At 72.9% G+C, this 13,583-nt stretch carries 12 protein-coding genes and 1 tRNA gene; 7 read left to right on the top strand and 6 right to left on the bottom strand.

Annotation, left to right across the window (positions count from 1 at the left end):
- The first annotated feature begins 98 nt into the window (after positions 1 to 98).
- Positions 99 to 1,532 carry a DUF6716 putative glycosyltransferase gene (locus QRN49_RS15645; protein WP_284756609.1) on the top strand — a complete coding sequence of 478 codons (1,434 nt, stop codon included), beginning with the start codon at positions 99 to 101 and terminating at the stop codon, positions 1,530 to 1,532.
- Here the strand turns inward: QRN49_RS15645 and QRN49_RS15640 are convergent.
- Positions 1,476 to 1,736 carry a thioredoxin family protein gene (locus tag QRN49_RS15640; protein ID WP_284756608.1) on the bottom strand — a complete coding sequence of 87 codons (261 nt, stop codon included), beginning with the start codon at positions 1,734 to 1,736 and terminating at the stop codon, positions 1,476 to 1,478. The two genes, QRN49_RS15645 and QRN49_RS15640, sit on opposite strands and share 57 nt — an antisense overlap.
- Before the next feature lie 29 nt (positions 1,737 to 1,765).
- On the bottom strand, positions 1,766 to 2,056 hold the full coding sequence (locus tag QRN49_RS15635; protein ID WP_071405508.1) for a hypothetical protein: 291 nt from the start codon (positions 2,054 to 2,056) through the stop codon (positions 1,766 to 1,768).
- Positions 2,057 to 2,139: 83 nt separating this feature from the next.
- Here QRN49_RS15635 and QRN49_RS15630 point away from each other — a divergent pair, with 83 nt between their 5' ends.
- From QRN49_RS15630 to QRN49_RS15610, 5 genes are all read left to right on the top strand, one after another.
- The gene (locus QRN49_RS15630) at positions 2,140 to 2,589 is read left to right on the top strand and encodes a MarR family winged helix-turn-helix transcriptional regulator (RefSeq protein WP_111024208.1); all 450 of its coding nucleotides are present in this window, start codon (positions 2,140 to 2,142) and stop codon (positions 2,587 to 2,589) included.
- Positions 2,586 to 3,827: an MFS transporter gene (locus tag QRN49_RS15625; protein ID WP_284756607.1), complete on the top strand. Its 1,242-nt coding sequence runs from the start codon at positions 2,586 to 2,588 to the stop codon at positions 3,825 to 3,827. Before QRN49_RS15630 ends, QRN49_RS15625 begins: the two co-directional genes overlap by 4 nt.
- A gap of 817 nt (positions 3,828 to 4,644) precedes the next feature.
- Complete coding sequence (gene orn / locus QRN49_RS15620; RefSeq protein ID WP_111091505.1) at positions 4,645 to 5,283, top strand: oligoribonuclease; 639 nt, start codon at positions 4,645 to 4,647, stop codon at positions 5,281 to 5,283.
- 75 nt (positions 5,284 to 5,358) lie between these two features.
- Positions 5,359 to 5,434 (top strand) — tRNA-His (locus QRN49_RS15615).
- A 153-nt stretch (positions 5,435 to 5,587) separates the two neighbouring features.
- Positions 5,588 to 5,932 (top strand): metallopeptidase family protein, encoded by a 345-nt coding sequence (locus QRN49_RS15610; RefSeq protein WP_035807616.1) that lies wholly within the window; start codon positions 5,588 to 5,590, stop codon positions 5,930 to 5,932.
- A 70-nt stretch (positions 5,933 to 6,002) separates the two neighbouring features.
- On the opposite strand, the gene QRN49_RS15605 is transcribed toward QRN49_RS15610, so the two are convergent.
- Together QRN49_RS15605 and QRN49_RS15600 are read right to left on the bottom strand one after the other, a co-directional pair.
- Complete coding sequence (locus tag QRN49_RS15605; protein WP_284756606.1) at positions 6,003 to 7,271, bottom strand: acyl-CoA dehydrogenase family protein; 1,269 nt, start codon at positions 7,269 to 7,271, stop codon at positions 6,003 to 6,005.
- Complete coding sequence (locus QRN49_RS15600) at positions 7,268 to 8,701, bottom strand: LLM class flavin-dependent oxidoreductase (RefSeq protein ID WP_209136486.1); 1,434 nt, start codon at positions 8,699 to 8,701, stop codon at positions 7,268 to 7,270. Before QRN49_RS15600 ends, QRN49_RS15605 begins: the two co-directional genes overlap by 4 nt.
- A 102-nt stretch (positions 8,702 to 8,803) precedes the next feature.
- On the opposite strand from QRN49_RS15600, the gene QRN49_RS15595 reads away from it, so the two are divergent.
- Positions 8,804 to 10,195 (top strand): MFS transporter, encoded by a 1,392-nt coding sequence (locus QRN49_RS15595; protein ID WP_284756605.1) that lies wholly within the window; start codon positions 8,804 to 8,806, stop codon positions 10,193 to 10,195.
- 129 nt (positions 10,196 to 10,324) lie between these two features.
- Here QRN49_RS15595 and QRN49_RS15590 read toward each other — a convergent pair whose 3' ends face one another.
- A complete protein-coding gene (locus QRN49_RS15590; protein WP_284756604.1) occupies positions 10,325 to 10,918 on the bottom strand; it encodes a nucleoside/nucleotide kinase family protein in 594 nt (197 codons plus the stop codon).
- Positions 10,911 to 13,583 carry an ATP-binding cassette domain-containing protein gene (locus tag QRN49_RS17960; protein ID WP_502869007.1) on the bottom strand — a complete coding sequence of 891 codons (2,673 nt, stop codon included), beginning with the start codon at positions 13,581 to 13,583 and terminating at the stop codon, positions 10,911 to 10,913. The genes QRN49_RS15590 and QRN49_RS17960 overlap by 8 nt, the downstream gene beginning before the upstream one ends.

Raw genomic sequence — 13,583 nt, 5'->3', positions numbered from 1 at the left:
ACGGGACCAGCGCCTTGGAACCGCCGGCTGACGGCAGTGGGCCGACGGACGGACGGGAGGCGCGCCTCCCGTCCGACGCGTCACCACGCGTCCGACGCGTGGTCGGCCTGGTCGACACCGACTCGTTCGCGAAGTGGGGCGCCCACCTGCTGGCGAGCGCACCGGCGGACTGGGACCTGGAGCTACGCACCGTGGCGACCCCGAGGTCGGCGAGTCCGAAGCAGCTGCGGTCGGCGTTCCGCGGGCTGGACCGGCGCCTCGCCCACCTGCACCGGGAACCGCCAGCACCGAAGGACGTCGACGCCGTCGTCGAGGAGCTCCGACAGGACCCGCCGGACGCCGTCCTGGTGTCGTTGATCGGACCGGTGGCCGAGCTCGTGATCGACGAGGTGCACCGGCGGATCCCGGACCGGCCGGTGCTGGTGTCGGGGCTGCCGGGGATCTCGTTCCCGTCGAAGTGGAAGGGCATCTTCTTCCGCGCCCGGGCCGACCTGTTCGTGCTGCACAGTCACCGCGAGGTCCGCGCGTACGAGGAGATGGCGCGCGAGGGCGGGGTCGAGCCGCACTTCGCGCTCGCCACGCTGCCCTTCGCGCGTGGTGCCGGCGCGACCGGCGGTGCCGGCGCGAGCGATGGTGCCGGCGCGACCGGCGGCGACTCCGTCGTCTTCGCGGCACAGCCGAGTGTGCCGTTCGAGCGGGCCGACCGTGCCCTCGTCGTGCGGTGGCTCATGGACACGGCGCGGGCGCACCCGGAGTGGCGCGTCGTCATCAAGACGCGCGCTGCGGCCGGTGAGCACCAGACGCACCGCGAGGAGCACCCGTACCCGGACCTGGTGCCCGCGGACGCGCCGACCAACCTCGTGGTGGAGAGCGGCCCGATGGCCGAGCACCTCGACCGTGCGGTGGCGCTCGTGACGATCAGCTCGACCGCGGTGCTCGAGGCGGCGGCGCGAGGCGTGCCCGCGCTCACGCTGACCGACTTCGGGATCGGGCGGCACCTGATCAACGAGGTGTTCGTGGGGAGCGGCCTCGAGGGTGACGCCGTCGACCTGGTCGACGGACGGTTCGGTGTCGTCCGGCCGGAGTGGATGCGGGACAACTACTTCCACCCGGCCGCGGAGGACGACTGGCAGCACCGGCTCGTGGAGCTCATGGCCCGACGGGACGACGGCACGTTGGTGGATCGGGCACCGGCACGGCGGAGTCGCGGTGGGGTGCTGCGCCGGGCGTGGGAGCGGAAGAACGCCCTCGGTGGGGCCGATCGCAGTCCGCTCGGGCTGGTGGCACTGGGCATCGGGGCGCCGATCCGGGGCGCGAAGCGTCTGGCACGACGCGTGCGGGCGCTGGTCGATCCGCCGGAGCCCGTCGTGGTGGCGGCGCCGACGTCGCAGCGTGCGGGGGCGCACACCGCTGTGCCCGTGCCGGGAGCCACCGCTGGGACGGCCACGGCGGCGGCCGCCCCGGCCGCGGCGCGTTCAGAGCGCCTTGGCCACCGCGAGCAGGAGTTGGTCGCGGGTCGGGACGCCGGGTGAACGGAAGACCTCGGTGCCGTCGTCCTGCCGCACGATGATCGTGGGCGTGGACCGGATACCGAGGTCTTCCGCGTCGTCGGGGTGCGCCGCCACGTCGCGTTCGGTCACGGTGAGCCCGGGGACGAGCTCTGACGCCTCGGCCGACACCCGGCGGGCGGCGGCACACGGCGCACAGAAGGCGGACGTCCAGAGGTCGAGCTGCATGTGGTCCTGCAACGCGGCTGGTGGGGGTTCTACTCCCGGTCGAACTCGCCGCTGCGGTCGCCGCGGTCCTGCAGGTCGTCGACCGGGTCGGACTCGCCGGGCTCGTAGGTGAACTCGACCGAGATCTGGTCGAGGACCTGACGGGACTTGGTGGCGCGGTAGGTGAAGGCCGTCTGCAGGCCCTCGACGTCGGCGAACACCGTGACCTCGTCGTCCAGCGCGTCGCTCGTGGCGGTGCGGGTGTCGGTCGTGCCGTCGAAGGGACCGCCGTGGAAGATCGCGGTGTACTCGTCGCCTTCGTGGATGGTGATGTCGCTCATGCCTCCCTTCTACCAGGCGGCGGCTGGTGCAGTCTGTCCAGCCCGCCGTTGCGCGATCCATAGCACGGCTATATAGTTCAGCTATGGAAACACCGCGCGAGCAGACGATCGAGACCCTCCTCGTCTCCGTCAACCGCCTGATCCGCAGCGCCGTCCAGTCGACGGGCAACACCACGTCCACCGCGGTCTGGCGCACGCTCGGCATCCTCGAGACCGACGAGCCCCTGCGACTCGGTGAACTGGCCACCGCCTCCCGTGTGGCGCAGCCCACCATGACGCGACTCGTCGCCGGCATGCTCGCCGACGGCCTGGTCAGCCGCAGCGTCGACCCGGACGACTCCCGCGGGCAGCTCATCGAACTCACCGAGGCCGGACGCGAACGACTCGCATCATGGCGCTCCACCCTCACCAGCACGGTCGGTCCGTTGTTCGCCGACCTGACCGACGACGACTGGGACGTCCTGCACCACGCGGCGAACCTGATCGCCCAGCGCACCCGGACAACCCCCAACGGAACGGAGATCCCCGCGTGAACGCCCACGCACCCGCCGGCCAGTCCGGCTCCATCCTCAAGCAGTCGTCCGCGGTCTGGGCGATCGCCTTCGCCTGCGTCGTCGCGTTCATGGGCATCGGGCTCGTCGACCCGATCCTCCCGGCGATCGCGGCGTCCCTCAAGGCGACCCCCGCGCAGACCGAGCTGCTCTTCACGAGCTACCTCGCCGTCACCGGTGTCGCGATGTTCTTCACCAGCTGGGTCTCCAGCCGCATCGGCGCGAAGCGCACCCTGCTCATCGGACTCGCCCTGATCGTGCTCTTCTCGGTGCTCGCGGCGACGTCGAACAGCGTGTGGAGCATCATCGACTTCCGTGCCGGCTGGGGCCTCGGCAACGCGCTCTTCATCTCCACCGCGCTCGCGACCATCGTCGGGGCGGCGTCCGGCGGCACCGCCTCGGCGATCATCTTGTACGAGGCAGCGCTCGGCCTCGGCATCGCCGTCGGTCCCCTCGTCGGAGGTCTGCTCGGCTCGGTGAGCTGGCGCGGCCCGTTCTTCGGCGTCACGACCCTGATGGCCGTCGCGTTCATCGCCATCGTCGCCCTGCTGAAGACCGGCAGCCTCGAGAAGCACACGCCGACGAAGCTCTCCGCACCCTTCCGCGCCCTGACCCGTCCGGCACTCGCCGCACTGGCCGCGACCGCGCTGTTCTACAACATCGGCTTCTTCGTCCTGCTGGCGTACACGCCGTTCCCGCTCGGCTTCGGCGCGCTCGGCATCGGGTTCACGTTCTTCGGCTGGGGTGTCGGTCTCGCGATCACGTCGGTGTGGGTCGCCCCGATGCTCACCGCCCGTCTCCGGAGGACGACGGTGCTGAAGATCGCACTGCCCCTGCTCGCGCTCGACCTGTTCGCCGCGGCCCTCGTCGTGCGGTCCCAGGTCGGCCTGATCATCTGCGTCGTCATCGGCGGCCTCGTGCTCGGCGTCCTGAACACCGTGCTCACCGAGTGCGTCATGGAGGCCACCGACCTCCCCCGCTCCGTCGCCTCGAGCGCCTACTCCGCCGTCCGCTTCATCGGTGGCGCCATCGCCCCGCCCGTCGCGACCCTGCTCGCCGACGCGTACTCCCCCTCGGCCGCCTACGTCTTCGCGGGTGCATCCGTCGCGGTCGCCTTCGTCGTGATCATCTGCACCACCAGGGTCCTGCGTCGCGTCGACGACGGTCCCGAGCCGGAGCGCATCGAGGCCGAGGCCATCACCGCCGGCGACATGGCCTAGCTGCCGGGGCTGCGGGGCTTCATACGTGCCCTGCTTCCCTCTTCCTCACGAACGGGCGAAATGCCGGAGTGTCCCCCGTGGGCACCCCGGCATTTCGCCCGTTCGTGCGTCCGCGCGCGGGCTCGCTCGCCCCCGTTCCACGCCCCACCCGCAAGCGGGCGAAATGCCCGGCCTCGACCGCAGAGCGACGCCGGCATTTCGCCCGCTCGTGCGGAGCTGGCCAGAACCGTGCGGCAGGCGGGGTGGAGAGCTGCCGCCTGGAGGCGCGGGTCGGCCTGCCGGGGTCGCCCAGGGCCTCCAGGCGGTCACCTGCAGTGCTCGCGGCTCGCGTCCGGACGAGCGGGCGAAACATCCGGGTGCGCCGGCAGGGCACCCTCGGCATTTCGCCCGCTCGGCTGGACACGGGCGGGCGGAGCCGCGACCAGGGCGCGACCGCGGCCGGCGAGCGGGCGAAGTGCCCGGGTGCGTCCGCCGGGTGACCGCGGCATTTCGCCCGCTCGTGGTGACGAGGCGGGGGCGGTCGGGATCGGCGCGGCAGGCGGGGCGGAGGGCGACCGCCTGGAGGCGCGGGGCGGCCTGCCGGGGTAACCACGGGCCTCCAGGCGGTCGCCTGCACCGCGTGCGGCTCGCGTCCCGGACGAGCGGGCAGAACGTCCGGGTGCGTCCGCAGGGCGACCGCGGCATTTCGCCCGCTCGCGCATCCGCTCGCGCATCCGACGCACGGAACGGGCGGGAACGGGCAGGCACGGGCCGGCCAGCGCGAGCGGGCGCAGCGGCACGTACGGGAGGCACACGGGGCGGGAATAGGATCGGGGACATGGCAACCGCGAATGACCGCCTCGTCTGGATCGACTGCGAGATGACCGGCCTCGACCTCGAGGTCGACGAACTCGTCGAGGTGGCCGTGGTCATCACCGACTTCGACCTCGAGCCCGTGCACCCCGGGTTCGACATCGTCATCAAGCCGGACCAGTCGGCGCTCGACAACATGAACGAGTTCGTGACGAACATGCACGTCACCTCGGGGCTCATCGAGGAGATCCCGAACGGCGTGAGCCTGGCGGACGCCGAGTACCAGGTGCTCGAGTACATCCTCCAGCACGTCCCCGCCGAGGGCTCCGCACCCCTGGCCGGCAACACCATCGGCACCGACCGTGCGTTCCTGTCGAAGTACATGCCGCGGGTCGACGGGCACCTGCACTACCGCAGCGTCGACGTGTCGAGCATCAAGGAGCTCTGCCGCCGCTGGTTCCCCCGCGTGTACTTCAACGCGCCGGAGAAGCACGGTGGGCACCGGGCCCTCGCGGACATCCTCGAGTCGATCCGCGAGCTCGAGTACTACCGCCGTGCCGGCTTCGTCGCCGAGCCCGGCCCGAGCACCGACGACGTGCGTGCCGTCCAGGCCGACGTCGTGGCGAAGTGGGAGTCACGGCTGGCGCAGCCCGCGGCCGAGTAGCGACACGGGTGGTCCGCACCCCGTCTCGCATGTACTACTATTGAGTGGTCGCGCCGGTCCGCCGGTTCGAACATGGTGGATATAGCTCAGTTGGTAGAGCGCCTGGTTGTGGTCTAGGAGGTCGCGGGTTCGAGACCCGTTATTCACCCCAGTCGAGGGAGAGTCCTGTTGCGTGTGACGCAACCGGGGCTCTCCCTCAGTGTTTGTCTGGGCACCTCCGGCGCCGCGCGGCTTCGCCGCGAGTGGTCAGCCACCGATGGTCAGCCGCGAGTGGTCAGCGTGGTGTGGGACGATCCCCCACGTGATGGAGATGTCCGCCGACGCGTTCGAGCAACTCGTGACCGACGAACTCGACCTGCTGCCCGACGAGATGGTCGACGGGCTCGACAACGTGGTGTTCGTCGTCGAGGACGAACCGGAGAACGGCGAAGAGCTCTTCGGCGTGTACGACGGCATCGCAGCCACCGAGCGCGGCCAGTACGGCTTCGGAGAACTGCCCGACCGCATCGTGGTGTTCCGGAAGCAGCACCTGGCCGAGTGCGACACCGTCGAGGAGCTCAAGGACGAGGTGCACACCACCCTCGTGCACGAGATCGGCCACTTCTACGGGATCGACGACGAGCGGCTGCACGAGCTCGGCTGGGCGTAGCGGCCGGCGACGCGCCCGCGCACCCGCACCCGCACCCGCACCCGCAGCAGCCCCGGCAGCCAGCGCCCCCTCAGAACCGCGTCGGCCCCACCTCGTGGTACTTCTCCCACGCCCCCACCGGCCCCCGCCCGTGCAGCGCGTACTCCCCCACGAGCCGCTCCTTGTAGACCGCCGGGTTGTGCGACGCCACCACCCGCGCGTTCCGCCAGTGTCGGTCCAGCCCACGCGTCCGGTCGGCCGCTGACGCCCCGCCGACCTCGAACAACTCGGACGCCGACCGCAGCACCCGCGGCCCGATCTCGACCTGCGCCTGGTACACGGCGTTCTCTGCCGCGTCGAGCAGCACGCGGTCGACGCCGACCCCGGGCTCGTTCGTCGCGACGACCCCGTCGAGCAGCCCCGCGGCGGCGATGACGAGTGACCGGGCGGTGAACGCCCCGGCGGACAGCCGCCCGAGCACCGAGAGCACCTGCGGGTCCTCCCCCGGCACGGCCGCGTTGGCGTGGATGTACGTGCGGGTCCGTGGTCGCACGAAGGCCACGGCGTCGTCGGACACGGCCTGCCCGATCCCGGCGAGGACCGCGAGCAGGTACAGCTGGTAGAAGGCCTGGATGTGCGAGAGCGGGGCGTCCCGGTACGCCGACACCGCCGACGGGTCGACCGACACCCCGTCGAACACGGTCGTGCCGGACGCCGTCAACCGCTGCCCGAAGCCGTCCCAGTCGTCGATGCTCGTCACGCCCGGCGCGGAGGCGTCGACGGCGAACGTCACGCGCTCCCCGTCACGGTCCGCCGCCAGGTAGATCCAGTCCGCGTAGAGCGTGCCGGTCGAGTAGTACTTCGTGCCGTCGAGTCGCGCCGCCCCGGGCCCGGACGGCGTCACCGTCGTCGAGATGTCGGCCAGGGTCGTCCCGGTCCGCTCCGAGGTCGCGTTCCCGATGATCGCTCCGTCGACGATGCGCTGGAGCCACTCGTCCCGGCCGGCGGAGGACGGCCGCAGCAGCACCAGTTCGGTGTACCCGAAGTGGCCTCGCCACAGGTGCGCGATGTTCGAGTCCGCCGCCGCCAGGTCCGCCACCAGGTGCGCGAGTTCGACCAGCGTCACGCCGAAGCCGCCGCGGTCCTCCGGCACGCGCAACCGCCCGAACCCTGCGTCGGCGAGCGCCCGGACCTCGGCGTGCGGCAGCGGCCGGTCGCCGGGCGTCCCGGACGCGAGCTCACGCTCGACCGCGCCGTCGCGGATCGTCGCGAACACGGGCGCGAAGCGTTCGCGCAGGGTCGCCAGACGGTCGGCCGGGAGGCCCGCCACACGTCCGTCGGTCGTCGTCGCGGCCGTCACGCGGGCACCTCCACCGCACGGGTCGCGTCGTCCGCGTGGGCCGCGGTCGCGCCGGCACCGCCCGTGAACGCTCCGCGCCACTGCCGGGCGGGGTGCGAGTCCGGCAGCTGTGCGTGGCCGAAGAGCTTCTCGCGCAGGGTGCCCTCGCTGTACTCGGACTGCATCAGCCCGCGCTCCTGCAGGGTCGGCGCGATGTGGTCGACGAACTCCTCGTACGAGCCGGGCAGCGTCCAGTTGATGACGTTGACGCCGTCGACGCCCACCCGCTGCCAGTCGGCGAGCTCGTCCGCGATCTGCTCCGGCGTCCCGACGACCCGGGCGCGGAGCTTCGCGGACAACCGGGCGAGGTCCGCGATGGTCGGTTCGCGGTCCCCGGCGGCCTCGCGGAGCCACTGCAGGTGCGACTGTCCGGCGTGGGTGCGGACCTCGGACAGCGGGGTGTCCGGGTCGAGGGGCTCGCCGGTGTCCGGGTCGAAGCCGAGGTTCGAGTGCACCAGGAACCCGTCGGCGGCCAGGTACTCGTCGATCTCCGCTTCCTTGGCCTTGGCCTCGGCCTCGGTGGAGCCGGTGACGAAGGTCAGGCCGAGGAAGAACGCGATGTCGTCCCGCTGCCGGCCGGCGGCCTCGGCCAGGTCACGGGTCTCGCGGATGAGCTGTTCGGTGGCGTCCCGGTTCGAGGTGAGGATGAACTGGGCCTCGGCGTTCCGGGCGGCGAAGGCACGGCCGGCCGGCGACGACCCGGCCTGGAACAGCACCGGGGTCCGCTGCGGCGACGGTGCCGACAGGTGCGGGCCCTGCACGTCGTAGCGGGTGCCGTGGTGGTCGATGCGGTGCACCCTGTCGGGGTCGGCGTAGCCACGGACGGGGTCCTTCAGCACGGCGCCGTCCTCCCACGAGCCCTCCCAGAGCTTCGCGCAGACCTCGAGGTACTCCTCGGCCCAGACGTAGCGCTCGTCGTGCTCCTCGAGCCGGTCGGCGCCGAAGTTCCGGGCGGCGCTGTCGAGGGCGCTCGTGACGACGTTCCAGCCGATGCGGCCCCGGGTGATGTGGTCGAGCGTGGAGACCTTGCGGGCGAAGTCGAACGGGTGCGCCTGGATGACACTCGAGGTGAACGCGAGCCCGAGGTGCTCGGTCGACACGGCGAGCGCGGAGAGCAGCACGGAGGGGTCGTTCGAGGGGATCTGCAGTCCCTCGCGCAGGTTGGTCGAGTAGTCGCCGCGACCGGGGCCGTAGGTCCCGACGACGTCGGCGAAGAACATCGCGTCGAACTTGCCGCGCTCGAGGGTCCTCGCGAGGTCGGTCCACAGCGTCACGTCGTCGAAGTCCGCCTGCCGGGCGTCGGGGTGCCGCCACAGGCCGTGCTGGATGTGCGAGGTCGTGTTCATGACGAAGGCCGCGAAGCGCAGCGGGCGGTTCGGTGCATCGCTCATGTGTCCCATCGTGGTCGGCGGGCGCCGCCCGACGACAGCGACGTGACCTCCCGTTACGCGCGGTGTTCCCCGCGGCCCTGGACGCGACCATGCTCCTGAGGCATGCCGAGCCAGACCACCGTCACCGCGCCTCCAGGCCGTCCCGCTGCACCGTCGACCACCGCGACCCGTCGTCGGGTCGCCCTCGCGTCGTTCGTCGGGACGACCGTCGAGTACTACGACTTCTACCTCTACGCGACGGCCTCGGCGCTGGTGTTCGCACCGACGTTCTTCCCGTCCGTGACGCCGGCCGTCGGGGTCATCGCGTCGTTCGCGACCTACGGTGTCGGGTTCGTGGCGCGGCCGCTCGGCGGGGTGATCGCCGGCCACCTGGGCGACCGGATCGGGCGGAAGAAGCTGCTCGTCGCGTCGCTGGTGCTGATGGGCATCGCGTCCACGCTGATCGGGGTGATCCCGTCCGCCGCGACCATCGGGGTCGGCGCTGTCGTGGCGCTCGTGTTCCTGCGGCTGCTGCAGGGCGTCGCGGCCGGTGCGGAGTGGGGCGGCTCGGCGCTGCTCTCTGTCGAGCACGCGCCGGAACGGCACCGGGGGCTGTTCGGGGCGTTCACGCAGATGGGGTCGGCCGGTGGGATGCTCCTGGCGACCGGGGTCTTCACGCTCGTGCGGTCGCTGCTCGGTACCGAGGCGTTCCTGGCCTGGGGCTGGCGGCTGCCGTTCCTGTTCTCGGCGGTGATCGTGGCGGTCGGGCTCGTCATCCGGCTCGGCGTGCAGGACGCCCCGGTGTTCCAGGAGCTGCGCGCCTCGGGCGGGGTCGAACGGTTCCCGGTGTGGCAGGCGATCCGGCAGCACCCGCGGTCGATCCTGGTGACGGCGGGCCTGCGCCTCGTGCAGCCGGCGCTGTACTCGATCCTGACGACGTACTCGCTGACCTACCTCGGCAACGTGCGGGGGCCATCGGGCTCGGACGCGGGGCTGCAGGCCGTGCTCGTGATCTCGGCCGTGTCACTCGTGTCCACGCCGTTCTGGGGGTGGCTGTCCGACCGGGTCGGGCGGCGGGTGCTCACGATCTGGTCGGCGGTGGGCATCGCGGTGCTCATCTGGCCGTTCTTCGCGTTCCTCGACGCGGGGCCGCTCGTGCTGCTGCCGCTCGTGGCGCTGATCGGGATGTGCGTGTTCCACGACAGCATCTACGGGCCGCAGGCGGCGTGGTTCGCGGAGCAGTTCCCGACCGGGCGGCGGTACTCGGGGATGTCGCTCGGGTACCAGATCGGGTCGATCTTCTCGGTGGGGCTGACGCCGCTGCTGGCCGCGGTGTTCGTGCAGCTCGGGGGTGGCTCGCCGTGGATCCTGTGCGGGTACCTCGGGGTGTACGCGGTGCTGACGATCGTGGCGGCGGTGTTCGCGGTGGATCCGCGGGCGGTGGCGCGGCGGGCGGCGCGGGCGGGCGCGGCGGGCACGGGGGCGGGCGCGGGAGCGGCGGGCGCGGCGGGCTGACGTTTCGCGCTGGGCGACAGTTCTCGCCTTCCGGAGGCCGTGAGGTGTCGCTGAGCGCGAAACCTCGGTGCTCGCCGTCGGCCTGCGCCGCGGGCCGTCGGCAGCCGCGGTGCGGCGCGGGCCCGCGCGCTACGTCCGCAGGACCACGTCGGCCAGGGCGGCCGGGTCCTCGGCGGCGATGAAGGCCTGCTCCTGCGCGGCCCAGCGGTCCCACTCGCGCGCGAAGACCTCGCCGTCGCGGCCGATCGCCCGGTCCCAGCGCACGGCGTCGTCGGCCTCGAGCCACACCCGCAGGGACCCCAGCGGCGCCGACGCCCGGGACAACGCCCCGCAGCCCTCGACCACGATGGGCAGGTCCGGGTCCACCGACGCCCAGTCCGCGGGCGCATCGGCCGCCCAGTCCCAGCGTCGGTACCCGCTCGGCGCTCCGAGGACGTCCGTCACCACGGCGTCGGCAGCCGCACGCAGGCCGTCCCACCCCGGGTACAGGTCGTCCAGGTGCACGAGCTGCGCACCGAGCTGCTCCGCGACCCGTGCTCCGAGGGTGGTCTTGCCCGCGCCGGACCGGCCGTCGATGAGCACGACGGCACGGCGGCCCGTGGCAGCGGCGACACCGGCAGCAGCAGCGGCCAGGCCGGGGGCGAGGTCACCGGCGGTGGTGGCCGTCGCGCCCGTCGCGCCCGTCGTGCCCGTCGTGCCGGCTGCGCGGTCCGCGTCAGGCACGCCACGTCCCCATGCTCACCGCGACCGCGATCGACACCACGCCGATGCCGACCAGCGCCGCCACCATCGCCCACTCCGGCCCGGCGAACCGTGCGACCCGCGCCCAGGTCCGCCGTCCGGAAGCACCGAACCCCCGTGACTCCATCGCCACCGCCAACGTCGTCGCCCGGCGCAGCGCGAGCACGAGCAGCGCGAACGCCATCGTCGCCCCGCGGCGGAGCCGCCCGGAGTCGGCGAGTCCTCGGGCACGCCGCGCCATCGCGAGCTGTCGCCAGTCGTCGACGAGCAAGGTCATCATCCGGACGGCGGCGAGCGCCCCGAGCACGAAGCGCGCGGGCAGCCGGAGCACCTGCGCGAGCCCGTCGGCCAGGTCGGTCGGGTTGACCCGCACGAAGAGTGCGATGGCCGGCACCCCCACTGCGAGGACCCGGAGTGCCGTCGCCAACGCGAGCGTGAGTGACCCGTCGGTGACGTGCGCGAACCCGAGGTCGAACCACTCCCGACCCGAGGGCCTGCCGTACAGCGCGATGCTCACCGCCGTCAGCGGCACCGCGACGAGCACCGGTGCGAGTCGGAGCAGCAGGGCCCGGACCGGCAGGCGCAGGAGCGGCAGCAGAGCGAGTTCGAGCGCCAGGGCGACGGCGGCGGAGACGACATCGAGGCTGAGCACCAGGCAGATGCCGAGGGCGAGCACACCGATCAGCGACGCGACCGGCTGGACGCCGGGGATGCCGGTCGCGCGGGCCGGCAGCGGTCGTCGCAGGGGGTTCGTCCGGTCGGTTCCATCCGCCGCGTCCGACGCGTCCGTGCGGTCGGTCGTGCGGTCGGCCGTGTCGGTCCGGTCTGGAGGCCCGGGGCGGCTTCCGGCTGTCGGTCCCGTCTCCGGGGTGGTAGCGACCGACGGCCCCTGGTTGCTCCCGACGGGCCGGGCGCCGTCCGGCCCGAGCACGACCTCGTCGGCGTCGAGCGCCCGGACGAGATCACGGTCGTGGGTGACCGCCACCACCGCGGTGCCGGCATCGGCGAGGGCTCCGAGCCGCCCGACGACGGCCTGCCACGTGGCACGGTCCTGCCCGGAGGTCGGTTCGTCGAGCACGACGACCGGCGGCCGAGCCGCGATGACCGAGGCGATCGCGAGTCGTCGTTGTTCGCCCCCGGACAGCGTGAAGGGGTTGGCGTCGGCCAGGTGTGCGAGCCCGAACTCGTCGAGCAGCGCGGTGGCTCGTTCGGCGGCGTCCGGCGCGTCGAGTGCTCGGGGGCCGGCCTCGATCTCCTCGCGGACGGAGCCGGCGACGAACTGGTGCTCGGGGTCCTGGAACACCGTGCCGATCCGGGCGGCGAGTCCCCGGCTCGTCCAGGCGTGGGGCGCTGTGCCGATGCCGTCGGCGAGGGCGTCCGTGGCGCGGAGCTCACCGGCTGCCGGTGTGAGCAAGCCCGCGAGGGTCAGCCCGAGCGTCGACTTGCCGACGCCGTTCGGTCCGGTGACGGCGAGGACCTGCCCGGCCCGGAGCCCGAGGTCGATGCCGTTCCCGACCGCTTGCTTCCCCAGTGCCGTGCCGAGCCCCCGGGCTTCGAGCAGCACCGCTGTCCCCTGGTCACGCTCCCCCGCGCCGAGCTCCCCCTCGCCGAGCGGGCGGAATGCCGCAGTCACCTCATCGGGCCGCCCGGGTATTTCGCCCGCTCGTCCAGCCGCCGTCATCTCCCGCGCCCCCTCGCCGGGCTCCCCCTCGCTGGCCCCCTCGCCGAGCGGGCGGAATGCCGCGGTCGCCCAGCCCGACGCCCCGGGCATTTCGCCCGCTCGTCCGCGCGCACGCTGCAGCCGCCGCGCAGAACCACGCTCCGGCTCGGCACCGGGCACCCAGACCCCGGCCGCCGTGAGTGCCTCGCCGTGGTCCGCCAGCACCCGGGCCGGCGGACCGTCCGCGACCACGCCGCCGCCCGGTTCGAGCAGCACGAGCCGATCGACCAGGTCCAGCCAGGTACCGATCCGGTGCTCCACCACGAGCAGCGTCGCCCCGGTCTCGTCGAGCAGTGCCCGGACGGCGTCGTGCACCTGCGCCACGCCGTCCGGGTCGAGGTTGGCGCAGGGTTCGTCGAGCACGAGCGCACCCGGCCGCATCGCGAGCACGCCCGCGAGCGCCAACCGCTGCCGCTGCCCACCGGACAGCTGCGCGGTGGAGCGGTCGAGCGGCATGTCGAGGCCGACGACGTCGAGCGCCGTCCGCACCCGGTCCCAGGTCTCGTCGCGGGGGACGCCGGCGTTCTCGCAGCCGAAGGCCACGTCGTCGCCGACGCGGGACATCACCGTGTGTGCCTCGGGGTCCTGCATGACGAGACCGACACGCCCGCGGACCGCGCGGGGGTCGGCCTCGTCGACCAGGAGTGTCCCCTGCACCGAAGCAGCGGTGTCGTCCGAGGCGTCGGGTTCGTCGGGCAGCACGCCGGCGACCGCTCGCAGGAGCGTCGACTTGCCGGCACCGGAGGGCCCGACGACGGCGACCCGCTCCCCCGGCTCGACGGTCAGGTCGACGTCACGGACGGCCCACGCATCGCGCTCCGGGTACCCCCAGCCCCAGCCACGGAACACGATGCGCGCCCCGCGGACGCCGGCACCTGCGCCGGCGTCGCCGCCGGTGGAAGGGGACGTCGCCGACGGAGCGGGCAC

Origin of the sequence: Curtobacterium sp. ME-Dv--P-122a (assembly GCF_030209645.1) — a bacterium.
Taxonomy (GTDB): Bacteria; Actinomycetota; Actinomycetes; order Actinomycetales; family Microbacteriaceae; genus Curtobacterium; species Curtobacterium flaccumfaciens.
This window is presented reverse-complemented; position numbering and strand designations above follow the sequence as displayed.

Coding starts and splice junctions, on each gene's coding strand:
- QRN49_RS15640 (WP_284756608.1), bottom strand. CDS start 1,736: ATGCAGCTCGACCTCTGGACGTCCGCCTTCTGTGCGCCGTGTGCCGCC.
- QRN49_RS15635 (WP_071405508.1), bottom strand. CDS start 2,056: ATGAGCGACATCACCATCCACGAAGGCGACGAGTACACCGCGATCTTC.
- QRN49_RS15630 (WP_111024208.1), top strand. CDS start 2,140: ATGGAAACACCGCGCGAGCAGACGATCGAGACCCTCCTCGTCTCCGTC.
- orn (WP_111091505.1), top strand. CDS start 4,645: ATGGCAACCGCGAATGACCGCCTCGTCTGGATCGACTGCGAGATGACC.
- QRN49_RS15610 (WP_035807616.1), top strand. CDS start 5,588: ATGGAGATGTCCGCCGACGCGTTCGAGCAACTCGTGACCGACGAACTC.
- QRN49_RS15600 (WP_209136486.1), bottom strand. CDS start 8,701: ATGAGCGATGCACCGAACCGCCCGCTGCGCTTCGCGGCCTTCGTCATG.
- QRN49_RS15595 (WP_284756605.1), top strand. CDS start 8,804: ATGCCGAGCCAGACCACCGTCACCGCGCCTCCAGGCCGTCCCGCTGCA.